Source organism: Streptomyces sp. NBC_01410 (assembly GCF_045040195.1).
In the GTDB taxonomy this organism is placed as follows: Bacteria; Actinomycetota; Actinomycetes; order Streptomycetales; family Streptomycetaceae; genus Streptomyces.
The window spans coordinates 8,037,617-8,063,901 of the sequence record NZ_CP109530.1 but is presented as its reverse complement, the minus strand read 5'-3'; the positions used below and the strand labels follow the sequence as shown (position 1 = coordinate 8,063,901).

General features: G+C 69.4%; 19 protein-coding genes. 6 read left to right on the top strand and 13 right to left on the bottom strand.

Annotation, left to right across the window (positions count from 1 at the left end; genetic code table 11):
* The first annotated feature begins 373 nt into the window (after nt 1-373).
* Entirely contained in the window at nt 374-1,819 is a 1,446-nt protein-coding gene (locus OG741_RS36590) for an amino acid permease (protein ID WP_405604971.1), read from the top strand.
* Between the two features lie 87 nt (nt 1,820-1,906).
* Nucleotides 1,907-2,524, top strand: a complete 618-nt coding sequence (locus tag OG741_RS36585) for an MBL fold metallo-hydrolase (RefSeq protein ID WP_405604969.1) — start codon at nt 1,907-1,909, stop codon at nt 2,522-2,524.
* Between the two features lie 236 nt (nt 2,525-2,760).
* Here the strand turns inward: OG741_RS36585 and OG741_RS36580 are convergent, their stop codons facing one another.
* Nucleotides 2,761-3,216, bottom strand: coding sequence for an Lrp/AsnC family transcriptional regulator (locus OG741_RS36580; RefSeq protein WP_405604967.1), 456 nt, complete (start codon nt 3,214-3,216; stop codon nt 2,761-2,763).
* Between the two features lie 205 nt (nt 3,217-3,421).
* Between OG741_RS36580 and OG741_RS36575 the strand changes: the two genes are divergently transcribed.
* Nucleotides 3,422-4,444: an asparaginase gene (locus OG741_RS36575; RefSeq protein WP_405605970.1), complete on the top strand. Its 1,023-nt coding sequence runs from the start codon at nt 3,422-3,424 to the stop codon at nt 4,442-4,444.
* A gap of 111 nt (nt 4,445-4,555) precedes the next feature.
* The gene (aspA, locus tag OG741_RS36570) at nt 4,556-6,004 is read left to right on the top strand and encodes an aspartate ammonia-lyase (RefSeq protein ID WP_405604965.1); all 1,449 of its coding nucleotides are present in this window, start codon (nt 4,556-4,558) and stop codon (nt 6,002-6,004) included.
* Between the two features lie 52 nt (nt 6,005-6,056).
* On the opposite strand, the gene OG741_RS36565 is transcribed toward aspA, so the two are convergent.
* From OG741_RS36565 to OG741_RS36520, 10 genes are all read right to left on the bottom strand, one after another.
* On the bottom strand, nt 6,057-6,650 hold the full coding sequence (locus tag OG741_RS36565) for a sarcosine oxidase subunit gamma (protein WP_405604963.1): 594 nt from the start codon (nt 6,648-6,650) through the stop codon (nt 6,057-6,059).
* Nucleotides 6,643-9,861, bottom strand: a complete 3,219-nt coding sequence (locus OG741_RS36560) for a sarcosine oxidase subunit alpha family protein (RefSeq protein WP_405604961.1) — start codon at nt 9,859-9,861, stop codon at nt 6,643-6,645. The genes OG741_RS36565 and OG741_RS36560 overlap by 8 nt, the downstream gene beginning before the upstream one ends.
* A gap of 12 nt (nt 9,862-9,873) precedes the next feature.
* Nucleotides 9,874-11,106, bottom strand: a complete 1,233-nt coding sequence (locus OG741_RS36555; protein WP_361916261.1) for a sarcosine oxidase subunit beta family protein — start codon at nt 11,104-11,106, stop codon at nt 9,874-9,876.
* Entirely contained in the window at nt 11,103-12,380 is a 1,278-nt protein-coding gene (glyA, locus tag OG741_RS36550; protein WP_405604959.1) for a serine hydroxymethyltransferase, read from the bottom strand. The genes OG741_RS36555 and glyA overlap by 4 nt, the downstream gene beginning before the upstream one ends.
* Nucleotides 12,377-13,228 (bottom strand): bifunctional methylenetetrahydrofolate dehydrogenase/methenyltetrahydrofolate cyclohydrolase, encoded by an 852-nt coding sequence (locus tag OG741_RS36545; RefSeq protein WP_405604957.1) that lies wholly within the window; start codon nt 13,226-13,228, stop codon nt 12,377-12,379. The genes glyA and OG741_RS36545 overlap by 4 nt, the downstream gene beginning before the upstream one ends.
* A 27-nt stretch (nt 13,229-13,255) precedes the next feature.
* Nucleotides 13,256-15,694, bottom strand: a complete 2,439-nt coding sequence (locus OG741_RS36540; RefSeq protein WP_405604955.1) for an FAD-dependent oxidoreductase — start codon at nt 15,692-15,694, stop codon at nt 13,256-13,258.
* 198 nt (nt 15,695-15,892) lie between these two features.
* Nucleotides 15,893-16,894 carry an ABC transporter substrate-binding protein gene (locus tag OG741_RS36535; protein WP_405604953.1) on the bottom strand — a complete coding sequence of 334 codons (1,002 nt, stop codon included), beginning with the start codon at nt 16,892-16,894 and terminating at the stop codon, nt 15,893-15,895.
* A gap of 47 nt (nt 16,895-16,941) precedes the next feature.
* Nucleotides 16,942-18,933 carry an ABC transporter permease subunit gene (locus tag OG741_RS36530; protein WP_405604951.1) on the bottom strand — a complete coding sequence of 664 codons (1,992 nt, stop codon included), beginning with the start codon at nt 18,931-18,933 and terminating at the stop codon, nt 16,942-16,944.
* Nucleotides 18,933-20,021 (bottom strand): glycine betaine/L-proline ABC transporter ATP-binding protein, encoded by a 1,089-nt coding sequence (locus tag OG741_RS36525; protein ID WP_405604949.1) that lies wholly within the window; start codon nt 20,019-20,021, stop codon nt 18,933-18,935. Before OG741_RS36525 ends, OG741_RS36530 begins: the two co-directional genes overlap by 1 nt.
* Before the next feature lie 20 nt (nt 20,022-20,041).
* Entirely contained in the window at nt 20,042-21,511 is a 1,470-nt protein-coding gene (locus OG741_RS36520; RefSeq protein WP_405604947.1) for an aldehyde dehydrogenase family protein, read from the bottom strand.
* Nucleotides 21,512-21,730: 219 nt separating this feature from the next.
* Here OG741_RS36520 and purU point away from each other — a divergent pair, with 219 nt between their 5' ends.
* Nucleotides 21,731-22,603 (top strand): formyltetrahydrofolate deformylase, encoded by an 873-nt coding sequence (gene purU / locus OG741_RS36515; RefSeq protein WP_405604945.1) that lies wholly within the window; start codon nt 21,731-21,733, stop codon nt 22,601-22,603.
* A 249-nt stretch (nt 22,604-22,852) separates the two neighbouring features.
* Here the strand turns inward: purU and OG741_RS36510 are convergent, their stop codons facing one another.
* Both OG741_RS36510 and betA read right to left on the bottom strand, forming a co-directional pair.
* Nucleotides 22,853-23,686 carry a methylenetetrahydrofolate reductase gene (locus OG741_RS36510; RefSeq protein ID WP_405604943.1) on the bottom strand — a complete coding sequence of 278 codons (834 nt, stop codon included), beginning with the start codon at nt 23,684-23,686 and terminating at the stop codon, nt 22,853-22,855.
* Nucleotides 23,683-25,344, bottom strand: a complete 1,662-nt coding sequence (gene betA, locus OG741_RS36505) for a choline dehydrogenase (RefSeq protein ID WP_405604941.1) — start codon at nt 25,342-25,344, stop codon at nt 23,683-23,685. Before betA ends, OG741_RS36510 begins: the two co-directional genes overlap by 4 nt.
* 143 nt (nt 25,345-25,487) lie before the next feature.
* Between betA and OG741_RS36500 the strand changes: the two genes are divergently transcribed.
* Entirely contained in the window at nt 25,488-26,285 is a 798-nt protein-coding gene (locus OG741_RS36500; RefSeq protein ID WP_405604939.1) for an IclR family transcriptional regulator, read from the top strand.

The window sequence follows — 26,285 nt, the reverse complement described above, 5'->3', positions numbered from 1 at the left end:
ACGACCGCGTTTGAGCATTTGTACGAACAGGGCTCCGGCCCGCGTGACATCTGTCCATGGTGGCGCGGTCGCGTTCGCTCCTACCGTCTGCGTACCCCGATTCCGCGCGCCGGGTCACCCCCTGGCGTTCCATGCCGTCACGTGTCCTCGCCCCCGGCGGCTCGCAGTACGCGAGCCCGATGCGCCGGGCGGCCGTCCTCACCGACACGTAGGCACGGGCAACGGCGAGCAGCCGCGAACAAGCAGGGCCTGCTCCAGCGGATCGGCATTCCGGCCTCCCCATGTGGTCGTACACACCGTCGTCCCACCCGTGCTCGGCATGTGAACGACCCACAGGCCGGTCTGACCCCCATTCCCCCTGTAAGGACTGAGCATGAGCGCGCAACCCTCGAACACCGACGTGGCTTCGCCACCCCGTGAGAGCGGGCAGACGCCTTCCGCGGACGGCCTCCAGGCCGGGCTCAAGAACCGTCATCTGTCGATGATCGCGATCGGCGGTGTGATCGGTGCCGGCCTGTTCGTCGGCTCCGCCTCCGGCATCGCGGCCGCCGGCCCAGGCATCCTGGTCTCGTACGCCCTGGTCGGCGCGATGGTCGTCTTCGTCATGCGGATGCTCGGCGAGATGGCCGCGGCCCACCCCACCTCCGGTTCCTTCTCCGCCTACGCCGACCGGGCACTCGGCCGCTGGGCCGGCTTCTCCATCGGCTGGCTGTACTGGTTCTTCTGGGTCGTGGTCCTGGCCGTCGAGGCCACCGCCGGCGCCAAGATCCTCGAGGGATGGGTCCCGGCAGTCCCGCAGTGGGGCTGGGCCCTCATCGTCATGGTGGTGCTCACGGCGACCAACCTGGTATCGGTCGGCTCGTACGGCGAGTTCGAGTTCTGGTTCGCCGGGATCAAGGTCGTCGCCATCGCCGCGTTCATCGTGATCGGCGGTCTCGCGGTCTTCGGCGTACTGCCCGGCTCCGGCCACGAAGCCGTGGGCCTGGCCAATCTGACCGGCCACGGTGGGTTCCTGCCCAATGGGCCCGGAGCGATCCTCACCGGCATCCTGATGGTCGTCTTTTCCTTCATGGGAAGCGAGATCGTCACCCTCGCCGCCGGCGAGTCCGAGGACCCGCGACGTGCCGTCACCAAGGCCACCAACAGCGTGATCTGGCGGATCGGCGTCTTCTATCTCGGCTCCATCCTGGTCGTGGTGTCCCTGCTCGAGTGGGACGATCCGGCGATCCAGGAGAGTGGCTCGTACGTGGCGGCGCTGGAGGCGATCGGTATCCCGCACGCCGGTCAGATCATGAACGTCATCGTCCTCACCGCGGTGCTCTCCTGCCTCAACTCCGGCCTGTACACCGCCTCTCGTATGGCTTTCTCGCTCGGCGAGCGCGGCGACGCGCCCAAGGCATTCGCCCGCACGAACAGCCGCGGCGTGCCTCAGGCCGCCATTCTGGGGTCGGTCGTCTTCGGCTTCGTGGCGGTCTTCTTCAACTACCAGTGGCCCGACACGGTGTTCCTCTTCCTGCTGAACTCCTCCGGTGCGGTTGCCCTGTTCGTCTGGCTGGTCATCTGCTTCACCCAGCTGAAAATGCGCGCCATCCTGCTGCGCGAGTCGCCGGACAAGCTCGTCGTACGGATGTGGCTCTTCCCGTACCTGACGTGGGCGACGATCGCGATGATCTCGTTCGTCCTGGTCTACATGCTGACGGACGACGCCGGACGGGATCAGGTGATCCTCTCCGTACTGGTGGCGGCGCTCGTCGTGGCGATCTCGGTGCTCCGGGACCGGCTGCGCGCGGACACCAGGGACGCATTTACGAGGCGGTAGTTCGCCCACTGCACCGCTCGGGCCGGTGCGGAGCGGACCGGCCCGAGCGGTATGCGGACTGCGGTCGCCTGCCGGTAAGTTGATCAGATGCGTTTGACAAAGTACGGCCACGCCTGTGTGCGTCTCGAAGACGGCGACCGAGTGCTCGTTATCGACCCGGGCACCTATTCCGAGATGGAGTCACTGTCCGGCGCCACCGCCGTGCTCATCAGCCATGAGCACGAGGATCACATCGACCTCGACAAACTCAAAGCGGCCCGCGACAGCAACCCCGCGCTGACCGTCCACACCCATCCCGCGCTGGCCGCAGTCCTCGGCGAGGGCGTGACCGCCGTGGAACCGGGTGACACCTTCACCGCCGCCGGCTTCACCGTGCGCGCCGTCGGCGGCGAGCACGCCGAGATCATCGACGGCCTGCCCGGCTGCCCCAATATCGGCTTCATCGTCGACGGCATCTACCACCCGGGGGACTCGCTGTTCGTCCCCGCCGAGGCGGTCGACACACTGCTGGTCCCGGCAGCCGGCCCGTGGCTGAAACTCCGTGAGGTCATCGAGTTCGTCCGAACGGTCCGCCCCGCTCGCGCGTTCCCCATCCACGACGTCCAGCTCAGCGATGTCGGCCTGGACCACTTCGACCAGTGGCTCGACGGGGAGGGCGGGGCCGACTACTCCCGTATCCCGCTGGGCAAGTCGGTCGATCTCTAGGGCCTGTCGTTTGGATCAGGCCGGATCAGTGAGCGGGGTCTGGTGCGTGCGATCGCAGGCCGGAGGATGGGGGTCCCCCCGCCGAAGGCAGGGGGAGAGCCGACGCGGAGCGTCGGCGACTGACGACAACGCAGCGAGCGTGCGTGCCAGGGCACGCGAGCCCGGCAAGATCCGAACGACAGGCCCTAGGGTCGGCCATCGCCCGGCGGGTCCCTGCGAGGGCGGATCAGGGAGGCTCAGCCGTCCACCGGCACACCGCGAAGCTCCTTGATCCGCTTCATGATGATCTGCGAGTTGACCTCGGTGACGCCGGACAGCGAGGTCAGCTTCTCGATCCACAGCCGCTCGTACGCACGCAGGTCCTCGACCGCGATGCGCAGCAGGCATCCCGGGCTGCCGAAGAGCCGGTACGCCTCGATGACGTCGGGGATCTCCTGAAGACCGGCCTCAAAGGCCTCGACCACCTCGCGGTCCCGCTTCACCTCGATGGAGACGAGGACTTCGAAGCTCCGGCCGACCGCCTCCGGGTCGATCACCGCGCGATAGCCCTGGATCACCCCGTCCTGCTCCAGTTGCCGGACGCGGCGCATGCACGGTGAGGGGGTCAGCCCCACTCGCTGTGCCAGGTCCTGATTGCTCAGCCGCCCGTCATTCTGAAGCTCGCGCAAGATATCTCGGTCGATCTCATCCATGGCGCAATTATTCACCATTAGATTGGTCGATGTGGGCCAGAATTGGCGATCGCATTGCGCGCCCAGGACTCTATCATTGCGTCCGACTGGTCCGGCATCCCCGGGTCAGCCATGGGGCGCAGCCCGGCCGGGGCCACGAGCCAAGCCGGGCCGCGTGCCCCGTCGGATTCGCCGCAACCGGCGACACGATCGAGGAGTGGGCACTGTGGGACGCGTCGTCGTCATCAGCACCGGCGGGACGATAGCCAGCCGCTGGCAGGGTTCGGGATTCGCCGCCGACGCTCACGGCGAGGAGGTGATGGCGACCGCGGCCGTGCCCGACGGTGTCACCGTCGAGGTCGTCGATCTGTTCAGCGTGAACAGCCCCCGTCTCACCACCGCCCACCAGCTCACCCTGCTCCGCACGGTGCACGAGGTGCTCGCCGACCCCGGCGTGGACGGCATCGTCGTCACCCACGGCACCGACACCCTGGAGGAGTCGGCGTTCCTGGTCGACCTCCACCACGACGACCCCCGCCCGGTCGTCTTCACCGGCGCCCAGCTTCCGCTCGACGCGGCGGACGGCGACGGACCCGACAACCTCCACGACGCGCTGCTGACCGCCGCGACGACGCGTGGCCTTGGGGTCCTGGTCGCCTTCGACGGCAAGGTGCACGCCGCCCGCGGCACCGTCAAGACGCAGACGCTGGCCTCCGACGCCTTCGCCGATCCGTCCGGTGCCCGCATCGGGAACATCGGCTTCGGCCGCGTCTCCGTATTGCGCCACCCCCAGCGCCCTGCGGCTCTGGCCCTGCCCGGCATGCCGGACGCCCTGCCCCGCGTCGACATGGTGATGCACCACTGCGACGCCGACCCGCTCCTGCTGGACGCGGCCGTGAACGCGGGGGCCCAGGGAATCGTCCTCGTGGCCACCGGCGCCGGCAACGCCACCCCCGAGTTCGTCGAAGCCGTCGCCTCCGCGACCTCCCGCGGCGTCCTGGTCGCCCTGACCACCCGTGTCCAGGCCGGACCGGTCACCGAGATCTACACCCGCGGCGGCGCGGTCGACCTCGTGGCCGCGGGCGCCGTCAAGACCGGCACGCTGCGAGCCGGCCAGGCCCGGATCGCCCTGCTCACCGCACTGCTCGCCGCCACCGACCCGCGGGAGCGGGAGCAGGTGCTGCGCCACGCGCTCGCCGAGGCCATGTCCGCCGACTCCGACCCGCCGGCCGTGCTCGTCCCCGCATAGACCGGGGCCGCTCGGTCTTCTTCCCCCTCCCCCCGGACCGAGCGGCTCCCACCCGTTTGAGCCTCGCCCCACTCCTCCCCGTACGCACCCGACAGGAGAGTCCGCACCTCCATGGCCACGCACGACCACGTCCTCCCCGAGGTCCGCGCCGAGCACGATCTGCTCGGTGACCGGGACGTCCCCGCCGACGCCTACTACGGCATCCACACCCTGCGGGCGGTGGAGAACTTCCCCATCACCGGCATCCCCGTCTCGGCCTACCCGGACCTGGTGACCGCCCTGGCCTGCGTCAAGCAGGCAGCGGCCCTCGCCAACCGCGACCTCGGACTGCTGGACGGCCGCAAGGCTGACGCGATCGTGAGCGCCTGCGAAGAGATCCGTGCCGGGAAGCTTCACGGCGAATTCGTCGTCGACGTGATCCAGGGCGGCGCGGGCACCTCGACGAACATGAACGCCAACGAGGTCGTCGCCAACCGTGCCCTGGAGCTCCTCGGCCACCGCAAGGGCGAGTACGGCAATCTGCACCCGCTGGAGGACGTCAACGCGGGACAGAGCACCAACGACGTCTACCCGACCGCCGTCAAGATCGCCCTCGACTTCACCGCTCAGCGTCTGCTGGACGCCATGGAGGTGCTCCGCTGCGCCTTCGCCGCGAAGTCGGAGGAGTTCGCGGACGTCCTGAAGATGGGCCGTACGCAGTTGCAGGACGCGGTGCCCATGACCCTGGGCCAGGAGTTCGCGACGTACGCCGTGATGCTGGGAGAGGACCACAAGCGCCTCACCGAGGCATGCGAGCTGATCCGGGAGATCAACCTGGGCGGAACCGCCATCGGCACGGGACTCAACGCCCATCCCGAGTACGCGGCTCGGGCTTCCCGGCACCTGCGTACCATCACCGGACTTCCGCTGACGGTCGCACACGACCTCGTCGAAGCCACCCAGGACGCCGGCGCGTTCGTCCAGCTGTCGGGAGTGCTGAAGCGGATCGCCGTCAAGCTCTCCAAGACGTGCAACGACCTTCGGCTGCTCTCCTGCGGGCCGCGAGCAGGCTTCGCCGAGATCAACCTGCCGCCGGTGCAGGCCGGTTCCAGCATCATGCCGGGCAAGGTGAACCCTGTCGTCCCCGAGGTGGTCAACCAGATCGCGTTCGAGGTCATCGGCAACGACATGACGGTGACCATGGCCGCCGAGGCGGGCCAGCTCCAGCTGAACGCCTTCGAACCGGTCATCGCCCACAGCCTGCTGAAGAGCCTGACGCATCTGCGGGCCGGCTGTCTGACCCTCGCCGAGCGCTGTGTCACCGGCATCACCGCCAACCGAGAGCACCTCGCCGACCTCGTAGCCCAGTCCATCGGCCTGGCGACCGCGCTGAACCCGCACATCGGCTACGAGCAGGCCACCGCGGTCGCCCAGGAAGCGCTCCAGACCGGCCGCAGTGTTCATGAACTCGTGCTCGACAAGGGCCTGTTGACGAAGGAAGAGCTTCAGTTCATCCTGCGCCCGAACAATCTCGCCCGTCCGCACCTCCAGGCCGCGGCGGCGGGCGCGATCGGCGGCTAGGTCCTGTCCGGTCGATCGAGCCCGGCAAGATCGGCCGGACAGGACCTGAGCGTCAGACGTACTCCGACGCCGCGTCCAGCAGCCAGTCCGCCAGATACCCGGCGAAGGACGAACGGACCAGCAGCCAGAACCCCGCCCTCGGCTCGTCCCGTGCCACGAGCACGACCTGTGCGCGGGCCAGGGTGGTCTGGGCGCAGCGGCCCGGGCCGAGGGCACGCGGGTGCAGGTCCAGTGGGCAGCCGTGGGCCAGCAGGTCGCGGGCACGGGGGCCGGTGACGAGCAGGGTGGTGCGCTGGGCGGAGACGTCCGTGACCGCTGCAGGCTCGTCGCCCGCTGCCGCCCGGATCCGGTTCTCCAGACCCGGCCCGCTGCCGGGCGGGGCGACGACGAGCCATTCGTCGGGGCCGAGCCACAGTGCATGGAGGTCACCGGCGCGTACGACGGTGTTGGGTTCGAGGGGCAGTTGAAGGCCCAGGGCGAGCCCCACGGCGTCGGCTGCCGGGCCCTTGGCGTCGAGCCGGACGGTGAGCTGGGTGAGAAAGGGAAGTTCGGCCAGGCGCAGGTCGCCGCCCGAGGCGCGGGTGACGGCGGCGAAGCGGCCGGCGGTGTGTGCCAGGGGGCTGTGGCGGATTGCGGTGTCAGCCATCGCGGCGGGCTCCCTCGGGGTCGTAGAGGACGGGACTTGCGACGGTCACCGGGACCAGCCGGTCGCCGACCGGCGCGTACAGCCGCTCGCCGATGCGGTCCCGGCCACCCTTGATCAGGGCGAGCGCGAAGGTACGGCCGAGCGCCGCGCTGTGGTAGCTGGAGGTGACGTGGCCGAGCATGGGCACGGGAGGGGCGGGCAGCACGCTGTCGGCGACCAGATGGGTGCCTTCGGGGAGGAAGGAGTCCGGGTCTTCGGGGAGCAGGCCGACGAGGTGCTTGCGGTCGGGGCGTGTGGTGTCGGCGCGTGCGTGGGAGCGCTTGCCGATGAAGTCCGGCTTCTTCTTGGACACCACCCAGCTCATGCCGAGGTCCTGCGGCGTGACCGTGCCGTCGCTGTCCTGGCCGATGATCGGGTAGCCCTTCTCGGCGCGCAGGACGTGCATGGTCTCGGTGCCGTACGGGGTGATGCCGTACGGGCTCCCCGCCGTGTACAGCGCCTCCCACAGCGCCCGGGCGTCCCACGGCGACACGTTGATCTCGTAGGCCAGTTCGCCGGAGAAGCTGATCCGGCAGACCCGGGCCGGGATGTCCGCGACCGTTGACTCGCGCCAGGCCATGAAGGGGAAGTCGTCGTTCGCGACGGCCAGTTCAGGGGCCAGGGCGCCAAGTACCTCGCGGGAGCGGGGGCCGACGAGGGCGACGGTGGCCCACTGTTCGGTGACGGACGTGCAGTGGACACGCAGGTCGGGCCACTCGGTCTGCAGCCATTCCTCCATCCAGTCCAGGACGGCGGCCGCGTTGCCGGTCGTGGTGGTGACAAGGAAACGGTCCTGGGCGAGTCTGATGACGGTGCCGTCGTCGAAGATCATGCCGTCGAGGCGGCACATGACGCCGTAACGGATCATGCCGACTTTGAGGGTGCTCATCATGTTGGTGTAGAGCCGGTCGAGAAAGACAGCGGCGTCAGGACCCTGCACGTCGATCTTGCCGAGCGTGGAGGCGTCCATGAAGGCGACTCCCTCACGCGCGGCGCGGCACTCACGGAGCACGGCGGCCTTCATGTCCTCGCCGTCCCGGGGGTAGTACCAGGGCCGCTTCCACTGACCGACGTTCTCGAAGAGCGCGCCCTGGCCGACATGCCAGCCGTGCAGGGCGGTTACGCGCACGGGGTCGTGGAGCGCGCCGCGGTCGCGGCCCGCGAGGGTGGCGAAGGAGACGGGGGTGTAGGGAGGGCGGAACGTCGTCGTGCCCAGGGCTGAGATGTCCACGCCCAGGAGCTGGGCGACGGTGCCGCTGGCGAGGACGCCGGAGGTCTTGCCCTGGTCGTTGGCCGTGCCGGCGGTGGTGTAGCGCTTGGTGTGCTCGACCGAGCGCATACCGGCGCCGGTCGCGCGGGCGAGGTCGTCGACGGTGACATCACGCTGGAGGTCTACGAAGCGGGGCGCGCCTGCGGGACCGCGGACGGCGAAGACCTGCATGGGCGGGGACTGCGGTTCGTCGGCCACGACGGGGAGCTCTGGTGCAGCGGTCACATAGCCCTCGGCCTCGATCGCACGGGCGCCCGCCTCGGCACCCTGGGCGAGTACGGCGGCGAGGTCGAATTCGCCGGCCGCGGAGCCGGCGACCTCGACCGCCTGACGGCAGGTGTCGGGGACGAAGGTGCCGAGCGTGTCGTCGTACCGGAGCTTTCCGCCCGCCTGGCTGAACAGATGCGCGACGGGGTTCCAGCCCCCGGAGACCAGCAGCAGGTCGGCGCTGAACTCGCGGTGCCCCGTTGTCTGTGAGTACGGAGCGACGGTCACCGCCGACAGCCGCTGGTCGCCCTCGGTACCGACCACGGCATGCCCGGCCAGCACCTCGATCCCGGCGTCCTGGGCCCGGCGCGCCCACTCCCCCGGTTCGGGGCGGGTGTCGACGACGGCCGCGATCTCCACACCCGCCGCCGCCAGGTCGAGCGCGGCCGCGTAGGCGCTGTCGTTGGTGGTGAAGACGACGGCGCGGCGGCCGGGCTGGACGCCGTAGCGGTTGGCATACGTGCGGGCCGAGGCCGCCAGCATGACGCCGGGGCGGTCGTTGTCGGCGAAAGCCAGCGAGCGCTCGTGGGCTCCGGTGGCCAGGACGACGCGGCGGGCGCGGATGCGCCAGACCCGCTCGCGGGAGACGTTCTCGGGGGCTGCGCCGCCGAGATGGTTGGTCCGGCGTTCGACGGCGAGGAGGTGGTTGTCGTCGTAGTAGCCGAAGACGGTGGTGCGGCGCAGGATGCGGGTTTCCGGTGCGGCTTCGAGCAGCGCCTCGATCTCGGCTGCCCAGGTGAGGAGTTGGCCTGTGCCGAGGAGACTGCCGCCCGGCTCGGGCTGGTCGTCGGCGAGGATGACGCGCGCGCCGCTGCGGGCGGCGGCGGACGCGGCCGCGAGTCCGGCCGGGCCTGCGCCGACGACCAGCAGGTCGCAGTGGGCGTGGACGGCGTCGTAGCGTGCGGGGTCGGGCTCGGTGGCGAGCCGTCCCTGCCCGGGGAGGCTGCTCGCGACGAGGCCCTCGTACAACTCCACCGCCGTCGCGGGCAGCATGGGCTCGGGGAACGGCTCCTCGATCTGGACGACGGCGTTGGGCTCCTCGACTCCGGCGGAGAAGATGCCGCGGGGGCGGCCGAGTTTGATGCTGGTGCCGGTCTGGATGATGCCGTTGGCGAGGAGGGCGGAGGCGAGGGTGTCGCCGCGGAAGCCCTGGTATGTGGTGCCGTCGAAGGTGAACGTGAGGCGGTCGGCGCGGGATACGCGGCCGGCGGTGGGGAGCCGGAACGGTTGGGTCGAGCCGTGCGGCGCGGCGGCGGGGGTTTCCTTCCCCACCCCGCCCCTTCCCATAACCGGGGCTCCGCCCCGGACCCCGCTGGGGGCTCTGCCCCCAGACCCCCGCTCCTCAAACGCCGGAGGGGCTGGATGATCCGGGCGCGGCTCGCCCGCGCGGTACACCGTAAGGATCTCGTTCGTCGCCGTGTCACGTACCGCGTTGAACCAGCGGCGGCATCCCGACGCGTGGGTCCAGCGCTCCGCGAACGGGCCCTTGGGGTTGTCGCGGAAGAACAGGTAGCGGGCCCACTCCTGGTCGGTCAGGGCGGCGGGGTCCTCGGGATACGGCACGTGTGCCTGGCCGCCGTAGTGGAATTCGGCCTCGTCACGGGGCCCGCACCAGGGGCATGGGATGAGCAGCATCGATTCGGCTCCCTAGTGGGCCACCGCGGCCGCGCCGTGCTCGTCCACGAGCGCGCCGGTGGTGAATCGGTCGAGCGAGAAGGGGGCGTTGAGGTGGTGAGGGGTGTCGTGGGCGATGGTGTGGGCGTAGACCCAGCCGACGCCCGGGGTGGCCTTGAAGCCACCCGTGCCCCAGCCGCAATTGACGTAGAGGTTGTCCACCGGGCTGAGCCCCACGATGGGCGAGGCGTCGGGGCTGACGTCGACGATGCCGCCCCAGGTACGTAGCACATGGGCGCGGGCGAAGACCGGGAAGAGTTCCAGCGCTGCCGACATCTGATGCTCGATGATGTGGAAAGCGCCGCGCTGTGTGTAGGCGTTGTACGCGTCGATGCCCGCGCCCATCACGAGTTCGCCCTTGTGGGCCTGGCTGACGTACACATGCACCGCGTTGGACATCACGACCGTGGGGTGCACCGGCTCAAGGAGCTCGGAGACCAGCGCCTGCAGCGGATGGCTCTGCAGCGGCAGCTCGAAGCCCGCCATGGCGGCGAGCACCGAGGTGTGACCGGCCGAGCAGAGCGCCACCTTGCCGGCGGCGATCGGGCCGAGCGTCGTCTGTACGCCGGTGACCCGGCCGCCCTGGATGTCGATGCCGGTGACTTCGCAGTTCTGGATGATGTCGATACCGGCGGCGTCGGCGGAGCGCGCGAGTCCCCAGGCGACGTGGTCGTGCTTGGCGATGCCGGCTCTCGGCTGGTAGGTGCCGCCCATGACCGGATAGCGCACGTCGGGCGAGATGTTGACGATGGGGCAGACGTCCTTGACCTGCTGCGGGTCGAGCCATTCGGCATCGACGCCGTTGAGCCGGTTGGCTTCGACGCGGCGCACGCTGTCGCGGACGTCCTGCAGGCTGTGGGCGAGGTTCAGCACACCGCGCTGGGAGAAGAGGATCGGGTAGTCGAGTTCGTCCGCCAGCCCTTCCCACAGTTTGAGCGCGTGCTCGTAGATTCCGGCGCTCTCGTCCCACAGGTAGTTGGACCGGATGATGGTGGTGTTGCGGGCCATGTTGCCGCCCGCGAGCCAGCCCTTCTCCAGCACGGCCACCTTGGTGATGCCGTGGTTCTTCGCCAGGTAGTGGGCGGTCGCGAGACCGTGTCCGCCGCCGCCCACGATCACCACGTCGTACGACCGCTTCGGCTCGGGCGTGCGCCACAGCCAGTCGGGGTGCTCGGGGAGGTCGGCGCCCGGGGTGCGGGGGCTCATCGGGCGTCTCCAGAAAGGTGCGGGTACAGCGGGTGCTTGGCAGCCAGCGCTTCGGTGCGGGCGCGCAGCGCCGCGACATCGGGGGCCGGCTGGAGGGCGAGCGCGATCACGTCGGCGACCTCTGCGAAGTCCTCTTCGGTGAAGCCGCGGGTGGCCAGTGCCGGGGTGCCGATGCGCAGGCCCGACGTGACCATGGGCGGGCGGGGGTCGAAGGGGACGGCGTTGCGGTTGACCGTGATGCCGATCTCGTGGAGCCGGTCTTCGGCCTGCTTTCCGTCCAGCTCCGATTCCCTCAGGTCGACCAGGACCAGATGGACATCGGTACCGCCGGTCAGCACGCTGACTCCGGCCGCGGCCGCGTCCGGCTTGGTGAGCCGCTCGGCAAGGATGTGGGCGCCGGCCAGCGTGCGGGCCTGCCGCTCGGCGAACTCCGGCGATGCGGCGAGCTTGAACGACACCGCCTTCGCTGCGATGACATGCTCCAGCGGTCCGCCCTGCATACCGGGGAACACCGCCGAGTTGATCTTCTTGGCGAGGTCTGCCTCATTGGTGAGAATGACGCCGCCGCGCGGGCCGCCGAGTGTCTTGTGGGTGGTCGTGGTGGTGACATGGGCGTGCGGTACCGGATTGGGGTGCAGACCGGCGGCCACGAGGCCCGCGAAGTGGGCCATGTCGACCATCAGATACGCGCCCACCTCGTCGGCGATCCGCCTGAAGGCCGCGAAGTCCAGCTGCCGGGGATACGCAGACCAGCCCGCAATGATCATCTTGGGGTTGTGTTCCTTGGCGAGGCGCTCCACCTCGTCCATGTCGACCAGGTTGTCGGTCTGGTCCACGTGGTAGGGCACGACATTGAGCATCTTGCCGCTGTAGTTGATGCGCATGCCGTGGGTGAGGTGCCCGCCGTGCGCGAGATCGAGGCCGAGGACGGTGTCGCCGGGCTTCAGCAGGCCGAAGAAGACCGCGGTGTTGGCCTGGGCGCCCGAGTGCGGCTGCACATTGGCGAATCCGGCGCCGAAGAGTGACTTGACACGTTCGATGGCCAATCGCTCCGTGACGTCGACGTGTTCGCAGCCGCCGTAGTAACGCCGACCGGGGTAGCCCTCGGCGTACTTGTTCGTCAGGACCGACCCCTGGGCTTCCATGACCGCCGAGGGGGCGAAGTTCTCCGACGCGATCATTTCGAGGGTGGACTGCTGGCGGTGCAGCTCCGCGGCGACTGCGGCATGGACCTCGGGGTCCAGCTCGGCGAGCGGCGCGTTCAGCGGGTTCATGCGGCGTTCCTCTCGGCGGCTTCAACGACATTGGCGAGCAGCATCGCCCGCGTCATGGGACCTACGCCGCCCGGCATGGGCGCGACCCATCCGGCGACCCTGGCGGCATCGGGGTGCACGTCACCGACCAGCCCCTCCTCGGTGCGGGTGATGCCGACGTCGAGGACGACGGCGCCGGGCCGGAGCATGTCGGGCGTGATCAGTCCGGGCGACCCGGCGGCGGCGATGACGATGTCCGCCTCGCGTACATGCCAGGCGAGCCCCTTGGTCCCGGTGTGGCACAGGGTCACGGTGGCGTTCTCGGACCTGCGCGTGAGCAGCAGGCCGATCGGCCGCCCGACGGTGATGCCTCGCCCGATGACGCACACCCGCGCTCCGGCGAGGGGGACGTCGTGGCGGCGCAGGAGTTCCACGATGCCGCGCGGGGTGCAGGGCAGGGGGGCCTCGACGCCGAGCGCAAGGCGGCCGAGGCTGACGGGGTGCAGGCCGTCGGCGTCCTTGGCCGGGTCCATGCGCTCCAGTACGGCGTGGGCGTCGAGGCCGCGCGGCAGCGGCAGTTGGACGATGTAGCCGGTGCAGGTGGGGTCGGCGTTGAGCTCGTCGATGACGGCCTCGACCTGTTCCTGCGTGGCGTCGGCGGGCAGTTCGCGCCGGATGGAGGCGACGCCGATCTGCGCGCAGTCGCGGTGCTTGCCGGCGACGTAGGCGTTGCTGCCGGGGTCGTCGCCGACCAGTACGGTACCGAGGCCCGGCGTGATTCCCCGCGCGGCCAGCTTGGCCACGCGCTCGGCGAGTTCGGTGCGGATCGCGGCGGCGGTACGGCGTCCGTCGAGGACCTGTGCGCTCACGGTGCTCCTCTTCCTACAGCTGGGGGCTCAGCCGCGAAGGCGGGACATGGACGGGTCGAACAGCGGCTCGTCGGCGACGACCGCTTCCACGCGCCGGTCGAAGTAGCCGATCTGCACGGCGGTGCCGGTCGTGGCGAGTTCGGCCGGCAGCCACGCGTAGGCGATGCCCTTGCCGATCGTGTAGCCGTACGCGGCACTGGTGACGTAGCCGACGGGGCGCTCGCCGTCGTACACCGGCTCCTTGCCCATGACCACGGCCTGCGGGTCGTCGATGGTCAGACAGGTCAGACGGCGCCGTACATCCGCCTTGCGCCGCTCCAGCGCCGCCTTGCCGATGAAGTCGCCCTTGTCGAGCTTCACGGCGAAGCCGACCCCCGCCTCGTACGGGTCGTGCTCATAGGTCATGTCGGTGCCGAAGGAGCGGTAACCCTTCTCCAGCCTGAGGCTGTTGAAGGCGCCGCGGCCCGCGGCGATGCCGCCGAGGGGCTGGGCGGCCTGCCACAGGGTGTCCCACAGCTTCTGGCCCATGTCGGCGGTGGTGTACAGCTCCCAGCCGCGTTCGCCGACGTACGAAAGGCGCATCGCCGTGACGGGGACGGAGCCGATGTGGGCGCGCTTGGCGCGGAAGTACTTCAGGCCGTCGTTGGAGAAGTCCGAGTCGGCGAGCGGCTGGAGGACCTCGCGGGCCAGCGGGCCCCACAGGCCGATGCAGCAGGTGCCTGCGGTGATGTCGCGCACCTGGACCGAGCCGTCCGCCGGCAGGTGACGGCCGAACCAGTCGAGGTCCAGGTTGCCGTTGGCGCCGACCTGGAAGTGGTCGCGGCCGAGGCGGGCGACGGTGATGTCGCTGCGGATGCCGCCGTCTTCGTCCAGGAGCAGGGTGTACGTCACCGACCCGACCGACTTGTCGACGTTGCCGGTGGAAAGCCGCTGGAGGAAGGCGGCCGCGCCCCGGCCGGTGACGTCCAGGCGCTTGAGTGCCGTCATGTCGTACATCGCCACGGTCTCGCGGGTGGTCTGGGCCTCGGCGCCGACGATGGGCGACCAGTAGCGCGCCGCCCAGTCGTTGGGTGTGGGAATGGACCGGCCTGCGACGAGCGGTGCGTTGGCTTCGTACCACTGGGGCCGCTCCCAGCCGGTGGCCTCCAGGAAGAAGGCGCCGAGTTCCTGCTGGCGGGCGTGGAAGGGGCTGGTGCGCAGGGGCCGTGGGGCGCCTGCGGGCTGGAGGGGGTGGAGGATGTCGTAGACCTCGACGAAGTTCTGGCAGTCTCGGGCCAGGACGTACTCCGGGGAGAGCTGGTGCGGTTCGAAGCGGTTGACGTCGCACTCGTGCAGATCGAAGGACGAGCAGTGGCCGTCCACGAGCCATTCGGCCACCGCGCGGGCGACGCCCGCGGAGTGGGTGACCCACACGGCCTCGGCGACCCAGAAGCCCTTGACGTCGGGTGATTCGCCAAGCAGCGGCAGTCCGTCGGTGGTGAAGGAGAAGAGGCCGTTGATGCCCTCTTCGATCTTGGCTTCGCGTGTCGCGGGCAGCAGGGCCTGAGTCTCGGCCCAGGCGTCGGCGAAGTCGTCCTCGGTGAACTTCAGGACGGAGGGCATCTGCGCGGCCTCGTCGAACGAGGCGATGTCCTCGGGGTCGACGGGCATGGGCCGGTGGCCGTAGTAGCCGATGCCGATGCGGTCGAAGCGGTCGCGGTAGTACAGGTCCGCGTCCTGGTGGCGCAGGATCGGCCGGACGGCTTCCTCGGCCTGGCCCTCCAGGGCGGGAACGGGGCCGGTCCAGGCGAGCTGGTGGGCGAGCGGGGTCAGCGGAAGGTTCATCCCGACCATGCGGGCGATCTTCGGGCCCCAGATGCCGGCGCAGCAGACGACGATGTCGGCGGGGATCTCACCCTGGTCGGTGACGACCGCGCTGACCTGACCCTCGCTGTGCACGACGTCGAGGACTTCGTGGCGGGCGAGGAAGCGTACGCCGCGCTCGGTGGCCCGCCGGATCTGGGCCTCGACGGCGAGCACCGCCTTGGCCAGGCCGTCGGTGGGGACCAGAAGGCCGCCGAGGACGCGCTCGGGGTCCACCAGCGGGTGCAGTTCGATGCACGCCTCGGGGCTCAGCAGCCGGGACTCGATGCCCCAGGCGGTGACCCAGCCGTGGCGGCGGTGCAGCTCGGTCAGCCGCTCGGGGGTGGTGGCCACCTCGAGTCCCCCGACCTGGAGGAAGCAGGGCTGCCCGTCGACGTCCAGGCTGCAGAACTTCTCGACGGTGTAGCGGGCGAGCTCGGTCATGGTCTTCGAGGAGTTCGTCTGGAAGACCAGCCCCGGCGCGTGGGACGAGGACCCGCCGGTGGCGGGCAGGGGCCCCTGGTCGACGACCGTGATGTCGGTCCAGCCCGCGAAGGACAGTTCGTCGGCGAGCGCCGCTCCCACGACGCCCGCTCCGATGATGACCACTCGGGGTCCCGCCATCGCCGCACCTCCGCCTTCAAGCGTTTGAGTTGCTGTCAGCGCAACATGCTTCAGGTTGCGCAACTCACGATGCCGGTCACCGAGGAGGGTGTCAAGGGGCCTTCACGGCCGTAACCGGGGCAAAAAAACAGCCGTGCCCGGCGGGCTGTCACGGCAGCCCGCCGGGCACGGTCAGCGCTTCCCCGACCCTCTTGTGGATCAGCCCTTCTTGAGCCAGAAATCGACCTTGTCGCGGTTGGCGTCCACCCACTTCTTGGCCGCCGCCTCCGGCGTCATCTTGTCCTCGGCGATGTACTTGGCCACGAGGTTCTGGTCGGAGTTGGTCCAGGTGAAGTTCTTGACGAGGTCATAGGCAGGACTGCCCGAATCGGCGAACTTCTTGCTGACGATCTTGTCCAGCTCGTACTCGGGATAGTCGCAGGCGACCTTGGCCGCGTCCGCGTCACAGCCCTCCTTGTACGGAGGCAGATTCACCTTCGCGAGCTCGACCTCCGACAGGAACCACTGCGGCGCGTAGAAGTAGCCGATCACCCAGCTCTTCTTGGCCTCGGCCTGCCTGAACGCCTGGATCAGCGCGGCCTCGCTGCCGCCGTAGACGACCTTGTAGTCAAGTTTCAGATTCTTCACCAGTGCGGCGTCGTTCGTGACGAACGACGGATCGCCGTCCAGGAACTGGCCCTTGGCGCCCGACTCGGAGGTCTTGAAATTGGCGGCGTACTTATTGAGGTTCTTCCAGTCGGTGATGTCCGGGTGCTCCTTGGCCAGCCACGGCGGCACGAACCAGCCGATGACACCCTTGTTGCCGGTCGCCCCGGCCGCCACGGCCGTCTTCTGGTCGGTGATGTACTTCTTCTTCAGGTCGTCGTGGCCCCAGTTCTCGACAATGGCATCCACCTCACCGGTGCCGAAGCCCTGCCAGGCGACCTCTTCCTTGAGGTCCTTCTTGGTCACCTGACACTTGAGGTCGTTCTCGGCGACATACGCGATGACCGCCGCATTGGCCTCGTAGCCGACCCAGGGGTTGACCGCGAGGTTGAACGTGCCGCACTTGCCGGCGCCGCCCCCCGCCTTGTCCGACCCCGACTCGCCGACCTTGGCGCCGCCGCAGGCGGCGAGCGTGGTCAGGCTCAGCGCCGCCAGCCCGGCCACCGCTGCCCTGCGTCTCGCGGGGCGCGACTGGGTAATGAAGTTCCCGATCATGTACTGCCTCCTGTGCTGTTTCCGGTGGCCGCTGAGGTGTGGCCGGACTAGCGAGCGCCGGGCGCTCTTGTCGTGCGCCGTGCCGCGGCCTGGGATATCCGGTCGAACATGACCCCGAGCAGAACGATGGCCAGGCCCGCCGCGAGGCCCTTGCCGTACAACTGGCCCTGGGAGAAACCGGCTACGACGTCGTAGCCCAGGGCGCCCGCACCGACCAGACCGCCCACGACCACCATGGACAGGACATAGATCAGTCCCTGGTTGGTCGCGAGTGTCAGAGCGCTGCGTGACATGGGGAGCTGGACCTTGGTGATGATCTGCCACGTACTGGAACCCGCCGCCGTGGCGGCCTCCACCGTGGTTTCCGGCACGGCTCGCACACCGTCCGCGATGATCTTGATCGTCACGGGGGCGGCGAAGACCACCGCGGCGATGATCGCCGTGAACCGCGTGGCCCCGAACAGCGCCAGGAACGGCACCAGATACACGAACGAGGGCATGGTCTGGCCCGCGTCGAGACTGGGTCTGATCAGCCGGTCGACCAGCTGACTGCGGCCCATCCAGACACCGACCACGACGCCGAGCAGCATCACGATCAACGTCGCCACCGCGGTGGAGGCCAGCGTCGTCATGCTGTCCGACCACACCCCGGTCCCGACGAGCAGAGCCACGCACACCACCGCCGTCGCACCCGCGCGCCACCCGCCGAGTACGACGCCGACGGCGACGATCACCACACCCACCAGCCACCAGGGTGACTCGGTGAGCAGCGTCTCGAAGGGGTTGAGCAACGCGGTGGTGACCAGGTCCCTGAATCCGTTGGTCAGTCCACCGAAGGTGTCCTGCGTCCACAGCGTGACCGAGTCCGCCGAGCGGGCGATCGCGCTCCCGACCCCGGCGTCACCGGGGAACTGGGCTGCCCACACATAGGTGTGGGACAGCCACACGCACACCGCGGCAACTGCGCCACCGGCCAGCAGCAGGGGGCGGCGCCACTTCGTGAAGCGACCGGCGCCGCGCCTCCTGGCGGTCTCCACGCGGTCGCCTGCCGCGGTCGTGACCCGGTCCAGCACGATCGCCATGACGACGATGGCGAGCCCCGCGTTGAAGGCGACGCCGACGTCGAGGGTCTGCAGTGCCTTGACGACGGTCTTGCCCAGGCCGGGCGCGTCGATCAGGGCCGCGATCGTGACCATGGACAGCGCAGCCATGATGGTCTGGTTCACGCCCATGACGACGGTCCGCTTGGACATGGGCAGCAGCACCTTGGTGAGTGTCTGCTGCCGGGTGGATCCCAGCGACTCGGCCGCCTCGACCGTGGTGGCGGGCACCGAGCGGATGGCGTGCGCGGTGATGCGGATGGCGGGCGGCGCCGCGTAGATGAGCGTGGCGATCGTCGCGGATGCCGGGCCGATGAGGAAGAACAGCGTCAGCGGAGCCAGATAGACGAACGTGGGCATCGTCTGCATGAAGTCCAGGAACGGCGTCATGGCGCGGTTCACCCGGTCGGAGAGCCCGGCCCAGATGCCGAGCGGGATCCCGATGAGCAGGGAGACGAACACCGCCGACAGGGTCAGGGCGAGGGTGTCCATGCTCTCCTGCCACAGTCCCTGCAGCCCGAGGAAGACGAACCCGGCCACGGCCAGGGCCGCGACGCGGATGTTGCCGAAGGCCCACGAGACATAGCCGGCGAGGGCGACGACGCCCAGCCAGCCGACGACGGGCACCGGACGCCCGGCCCCCGGCTGGGAGATCAGCGACTGGACGAAGGTCACGAGATTGTCGATGACCAGCCGGATCTCGTTGAAGAAGTAGAGGAAGAGCGGGTTGCTGTTGCGGTTGGCACCGATGCTGTCGTTGACCGAGTTGAACCAGCGGTGCAGTTCGGTCAGATCGGCCGCCGCGAGGTTGAGCGTCTGCCGCCCGCGCAGGGCGGCGAACAGCACCAGCCAGGCGATCAGGATCGCGGCCACCACCGCGCGGCGGCTGACCCTGCGTACGGACGCGACCGGCGCGGCCGTTTTGGTGATGACGGCCATCACGCGCCGCCTTCCTGCCCCGCCACGACCGCGAGGATCTCCTCGTCGCCGACGATGCCCAGGAGCTTGCCGTCCTGGACGACCTTGACCGGCCTGTCGGCGGCGAGCACCGCCCGCGTCGCCTCGCGCACCACGACGTCCGGGCCCAACTCCGGCCCGTCGAGGGCGTCGTGGGGCCCGGGGGCGCGCATGATCCAGCGCAGGGTGAGGACTTCGGCGCGGGACACGTCCTTGACGAACTCGCGTACATAGTCGTCGGCGGGCGCACCGACCAGTTCGTCACCCGTGCCGCACTGGACCATCTTGCCGTCGCGCATGATCAGGATGCGGTCGCCGAGCTTGAGCGCCTCGGACAGGTCGTGGGTGATGAAGACCATCGTCTTGCCGACCTCGTGGTGCAGACGGATGACCTCGTTCTGCATGTCGCGGCGGATCAGCGGGTCGAGTGCGGAGAACGGCTCGTCGAAGAAGAGCACCTCCGGGTCGCCGGCGAGCGCCCGGGCGAGACCGACGCGCTGCTGCATGCCGCCGGACAGCTGGTCGGGGTAGGAGTTCTCGTATCCGGACAGGCCGACCAGTTCGACGACCTCCAGGGCCCGCTTGTTGCGCTCGGCCCTGCCCATGCCACGGATCTCCAGGCCGTACGACACGTTGTCGACGACGCGGCGGTGCGGCAGCAGGCCGAAGTGCTGGAAGACCATGGAGAACTTGCGGCGCCGAAGCTCGCGCAGCCGCTTGCTGTCCGCGCCGCGGATGTCCTCGCCCTCGAAGTTGACTTCGCCCGCGGTGGGTTCGATCAGCCGGGTGAGACATCGCACCAGCGTGGACTTGCCGGAGCCGGACAGACCCATCACGACGAAGACCTCGCCGGGCGACACGTCGAAGTTCACATCCCGTACGGCGGCGGTGCATCCGGTGCGGTCCATGAGCTCGCGGCGCGTGAGCCCGCACAGCTCCTCGGAATCCGGCACCTGGTCGGCCTTGGGCCCGAACACCTTCCACAGCCCGCGCACGGAGATGACCGGGGCTGCGTCCTGGTCCTGGGACGTGCCGCGCCGCTGCGGCAGTTCAGTCTGCGTTGGGGTCACGATCGACCTCTCTTCGGCGTTCAGCCGCGGAACCAGTGCTGCGGCCGGGGTTGGATGTTCTGCCAGATGTGCTTGGGCTCGCGGTATTCCTCCAGGCCTGTCGGGCCCAGTTCGCGGCCCACGCCCGAGTGCCCGAAGCCACCCCACTCCGCCTGCGGCACATAGGGGTGGTAGTCGTTGATCCACACGGTGCCGTGGCGCAGCCGCCGCGCGACGCGCTGGGCCTTGCCGGCGTCCTGAGTCCATACGGCTCCGGCGAGTCCGTACTCGGTGTCATTGGCGATCCGTACGGCATCGTCCTCGTCGCTGAAGCGCTCGACGGTGAGTACGGGTCCGAATGACTCCTCGTGCACCACGCGCATGTCCTGGCGGCACTCGTCGAGCACGGTCGGCGGGTAGTAATGGCCCTTGGCGAGCGCGGGGTCCGCCGGGCGGCTGCCGCCGCAGCGCAGTACGGCGCCCTCGGCGATGCCCGCGGTGACATAGGCCTCGACCTTCTCGCGGTGCTGCGCGGAGATCAGCGGTCCCGTGTCGGCCTGGGGGTCGAAGGGACCGCCCAGCCGGATGCCTCCGGCGCGGCGTACGACCTCGTCGACGAAGGCGTCGTGGATGCGGTCCTCGACGATGAGCCGGGCGCCGGCCGAACAGACCTGCCCGGAATGCAGGAAGACGGCCGTGAGAGCGAAGTCCACCGCGGTCTCGAAGTCGGCGTCGGCGAAGACGACATTGGGGTTCTTGCCGCCCAGTTCGAGAGCGACCTTCTTCACGGTCGCTGCGGCCGTGGCCATGATCCTCCGGCCGGTGTCCAGGCCCCCGGTGAAGGAGATCATGTCGACGGCCGGGTCTTCTGCCAGCGGTGCGCCCACCTCGGGGCCGGAGCCGAGCACGAGGTTGGCCGCGCCGGGCGGCAGACCGGCCTCCTCAAGTGCCCGCATCAGCAGGATGGTTGTCGAGGGGGTGAGCTCACTCGGCTTCACCACGATCGTGTTGCCTGCCAGCAGGGCGGGGGCGACCTTCCACGACGCCTGGAGCAGTGGGTAGTTCCAGGGGGTGATGAGCCCGCACACACCGACCGGCTCGTACGTGACGCGGCTGACGGCGTCGTCCCGTCCCGTGTCGATCACCCGGCCGGCGCTGGTGCCCGCGATCCCGCCGTAGTAGCGGAAGCAGGCGACCACATCGGCGATGTCGTACTCGCTCTCCACCAGTCGCTTGCCGGTGTCGAGCGATTCGGCCCGGGCGAAGTCCTTGACGTCGCGTTCGATCAGATCGGCGGTCCGCAGCAGCAGCGCGCCGCGCTCGCGTTCGGGGGTCCGCGGCCAGGGGCCCTGGTCGAAAGCCCGGCGGGCCGCTGCGATCGCTGCCTCGCTGTCGGCTCGCGTCCCTTCGGACACGACCGCCGCAAGCGTGCCGTCTGCGGGGCAGAGGATCTCGCGGCGGCCACCGGCCACCGCGTCGCGCCATTCTCCGTCCAGATACAGGTCTGCCACGAGCGGAGCCCTTCGACCGAAGTTCGTTGCGCATCATGCACTGCATTGCTTGTGGTGGAACACCCTGGCCGAACGTGTGACCCACGTCAAGGGGGCGAGACAGGCCGATTCCTCCCCGAGACCCAGTTGCCCCGACTCTCTTGACCGCGGCCGACGAGAGGCTGACCATGTTGCGTATCACTCACCGCGTTGTGCAATACGCACCAACGGAGGCCGCGTATGTCCCCTCGACCGCAACCAGGCCGCGAATACGTCCTCACCCTCTCGTGCCCGGACCAGGCCGGACTGGTGCATGCCGTGAGCGGCTACTTGGTCAGGAACTCCGGCAACATCCTGGAGAGTCAGCAGTTCGACGACCGGCTTCAGGACCGTTTCTTCATGAGGGTCCACTTCGCTGTGTCGGACCCCGACACCGACGTGAAACATCTGCGTGACCGCTTCGGCCCCGTCGCCGAGGCATACCGGATCTCGTGGACCCTGCGGGACGCCTCGACCCCGACCCGCACGCTGATCATGGTGTCGAAGTTCGGCCACTGCCTCAACGACCTGCTCTTCCGCCGGCGCACCGGCGCGCTCAACATCGAAATCCCGGCCATCGTCTCCAACCACGAGGAGTTCGAGGAGCTGGCCGGGACCTACGGCATCCCCTTCCACCACATCCCGGTGACCAAGGAAACCAAGGCCGATGCCGAGGCCCGCCTCCTGGAACTCGTGCGCGAGCTGGACATCGACCTGGTGGTGCTCGCCCGCTACATGCAGATCCTCTCGGACGACCTGTGCAAGCAGCTCGAGGGCCGCGCCATCAACATCCACCACTCCTTCCTGCCCAGCTTCAAGGGCGCACGCCCGTACGGGCAGGCGTACGACCGCGGCGTGAAGCTGATCGGCGCCACGGCGCACTATGTGACCCCCGATCTGGACGAGGGACAGATCATCGAACAGGACGTGGTCCGTGTGGATCACTCCCTCGATCCGGACGAACTGGTCACGGTGGGACGGGACGTGGAGGCGCAGGTGCTGGCGCACGCGGTGAAGTGGCACAGCGAGAGCAGGGTCATGGTGGACGGGAGCAGGACGGTGGTCTTCCGCTGAGCGGTACGCGGGGCGCCTGCGGCGGGCTTGTTCCCCTACCCGCCCTTTCCCGTAACTGGGGGCAGGCCCCCGGCCCCCCGACGGGGCTTCGCCCCGGACCCCGTATGCGACCTTCGGCCGCACGTCCTCAAACGCCGGACGGGCTGAAGAATTCAGCCCCTCCGGCGTTTGAGGAGCGGGGGTCCGGGGGCAGCGCCCCCGCACGGGGTCTGGGGCGGAGCCCCAGTTCAGGGAAGGGGCGGGGTGGGGCTAACCCCCCTCCAGGCGGGCCAGCATCGCCCGCCGCCAGCGCTCCGTCTCCGCGATCTGGTTGAACGTGAACACGTGCAGCCCCGCCACCGCCGCCGAGGGCGCGGTCAGCGCGGGCGCAGTGCGCCGCAGCAGCCGCTCCGGCGCATAGCCGCCCGGCGCCGCGAAGCGCACGAACCAGGAGGCGTGCCGGGCCAGGAAGCGCGTCGACTCCCCCACACCGATCTTCGCCGCCATCGCCAGCAGCTTCGTCCGTTCCACGGGCCCGGCCACGCCCACATGCACCGGCAGCGTGACAGCGCGCTGGCGCACCCGCGCCACCCACTCCCCCAGCACGCGCGAGTCGAAGCACAGGTTGCTGACGATGTACGTCGCATGGACGTGCTTGTCCCACATCGCCTGGATGGTGATGTCGTCGTCGATGAGCGGATGGCTCTCCGGGTAGCCGGTGATGCCGACCCTGGCGAAGGGGCTGCCCAGTTCGGCGAGGTGGCGCAGCAGGGGCAGCGCGCCCTCGTAGGGGCCGGCGGGCGGATCGGCGTCGCCGGCAGGTACGAAGACATCGTCCACGCCCGCCTCGCGCAGCCGGTGGACGACCTCCGCCACATGGGCGCCGTCCCGCAGCAGCCGCGCGGGCACATGCGGCACCGCGCGGTAGCCGTGCGCCGCCAGCCGGGTGGCAAGGTCGAGCGTCGGCTCAAGACCCTTGACCGGCGACGCGGTGACCGTGACCACCACGTCGCGCGGCACATGGGCGAGCACCTTGTCCTGCGTCGCCTTCGCGGGGAGCACCTCGTAGCGGACACCGTGCAGCAGCGGACGCAGCACGGTCATCTCGCGGCGTCGCGGTGCCTGTAGTAGGCGGCCTTGGAGGGCGGCAGGGGGTCCTTGCCGAGGATGAGGTCGGCGGCCTTCTCGGCGATCATCATCACCGGCGCATAGATGTTGCCGTTGGTGACGTAGGGCATCACCGAGGCATCCACGACGCGCAGTCCCTCAACGCCGTGCACACGCAGGCTGGCGGGGTCGACGACGGCCATCTCGTCGGTGCCCATCTTGCAGGTGCAGGACGGGTGCAGGGCGGTCTCTCCCTCCTTCGCGACCCAGGCGAGGATTTCCTCCTCGCTCTCGACCGACGGTCCCGGCGAGATCTCCCCGCCGTTGTACGGGGCGAGCGCGGGCTGGTTGAGGAGCTTGCGGGTCACCCGGATCGCCTCGACCCACTCGCGGCGGTCCTGCACGGTGGACAGGTAGTTGAAGCGCAGGGCCGGGTGCTCGCGCGGGTCCTTGCTCTTGATCTTCACGGAGCCGAGGGCATCGGAGTACATGGGGCCGACGTGCACCTGGTAGCCGTGGCCGCCCGATGGTGAGGAGCCGTCGTAGCGGACCGCGACGGGCAGGAAGTGGAACATCAAATTGGGGTAGTCGACGTCCTCGTTGCTGCGGGCGAAGCCGCCGGCCTCGAAGTGGTTGGTCGCGGCCGGGCCCTTGCGGAAGAGCCACTGCAGACCGATGAACGGGGCGCGCCACTTGGCCATGTACGGCTGCATGGAGACCGGCTGCCTGCAGGCGTACTGGATGTAGACCTCCAGGTGGTCCTGCAGGTTCTCGCCGACTCCGGGCAGGTCGTGTACGACGTCGATGCCGAGCGCGCTCAGTTCGCCGGCGTTCCCGACGCCGGAGAGCTGAAGCAGCTGCGGGGAGTTGATCGCGCCGCCGCAGAGGATGACCTCGCGGGCGCGGACCTGCTGGGGCTTGCCCCGGCCGCGCCGGTACTCGACGCCGACGGCGCGCTTGCCCTCGAAGAGCACGCGAGTGACCAGGGCACGGGTCTTGACGTCAAGGTTCGGCCGCCTCCGCACGGGCTTGAGGTACGCCTTCGAGGCCGACAGACGGCGTCCGCGGTGGACGTTGCGGTCGAAGGGTGCGAAGCCTTCCTGCCGGTATCCGTTGACGTCGTCGGTGCGGGGGTAGCCGGCTTCCTGGGTGGCTTCGAGGAAGGCGGGGAAGAGCGGACTGGAGGCCGGGCCGCGTTCGAGGACGAGGGGGCCGTCGTGGCCGCGGAACTCGTCGTCGGGGTCGGCCGCCAGGCAGTTCTCCATGCGCTGGAAGTACGGCAGACAGTGCGCGTAGTCCCAGGTCTCCATGCCCGGGTCGGCCGCCCACCGCTCGTAGTCCATGGGGTTGCCGCGCTGGAAGATCATGCCGTTGATGCTGCTGGAACCGCCGAGCACCTTGCCGCGGGCGTGGTAGACGCGCCGGCCGCCCATGTGGGGCTCGGGCTCGGACTCGTACTTCCAGTCGTAGAAGCGGCTGCCGATCGGGTAGGTCAGCGCCGCGGGCATGTGGATGAACACGTCCCAGGGGTAGTCGGGCCGGCCGGCCTCCAGCACCAGCACACGGTTGCCCGGGTCGGCGGAGAGCCGGTTCGCCAGTGCGCTGCCGGCCGATCCGCCGCCGACGATGACGAAGTCGTACTGCTGGGGAGCCATGGCTGCCTCGTCTCGGTCGCGCCGTTCGATACGCCGGGCATGCTAGTACGAGTAGCGCTATACGCACCAGGTTGCAAGCAACGCAACTTGATTGTCGTGCACCCCTTCACCCCATCGTTGTTTACTGCGCGTATAGTTTCGCTGTGAGCAACTACAGTCCAGATACCGAAACGTCCGGTTCGCAGCCCGGTGGGGTCCAGTCCGTCGACCGCGCCATCAGCGTGCTGGAAATCCTTGCCCAACAAGGTGAAGCGGGCGTCAGTGACGTGGCGGCCGAGATCGACGTCCACAAATCCACGGCATTCCGCCTGCTCGGGGCGTTGGAGTCGCGCGGTCTGGTGGAGCAGGCGGGCGAGCGCGGCAAATACCGCCTCGGCTTCGGCATCGTGCGCCTGGCCGGTGCGGTCACGGGCCGTATCGACATCACACAGCAGGGCCGCCCGGTCTGCGAGCGCCTCGCGGAGGAGATCGGCGAGACCGTCAACATCGCGGTCATGCAGGAGCACTATGCGATCAACCTCTTCCAGGTGCGCGGCCCCGCGGCCGTCGCGGCGCACAACTGGGTCGGCCAGCTGACCCCGCTGCACGCCACCTCCAGCGGCAAGATCCTGCTGGCCCACATGCCCGCCAAGGAGCGCACCGAGCTGCTGGCGCAGACGGGTCTGAAGAAGGTGACCCCGCGCACCATCACCGCGAAGACGAAGCTCGAGAAGAACCTCGCCGATGCCCGCGAACACGGCTACTCCTGGACCCTCGAAGAGCTCGAGCTCGGGCTGCACGCCATGGCTGCGCCGGTCCGCTCCCGCGACGGAGAGGTCATCGCGGCGCTGAGCGCGTCCGGGCCCTCGTACCGGTTCACCGAGGAGCGCATGCGCGAGCTCGCCCCGTTGCTGATCCAGGGCGCGGACGAAATCAGTCACCGCATGGGCTACCTGGGCTGA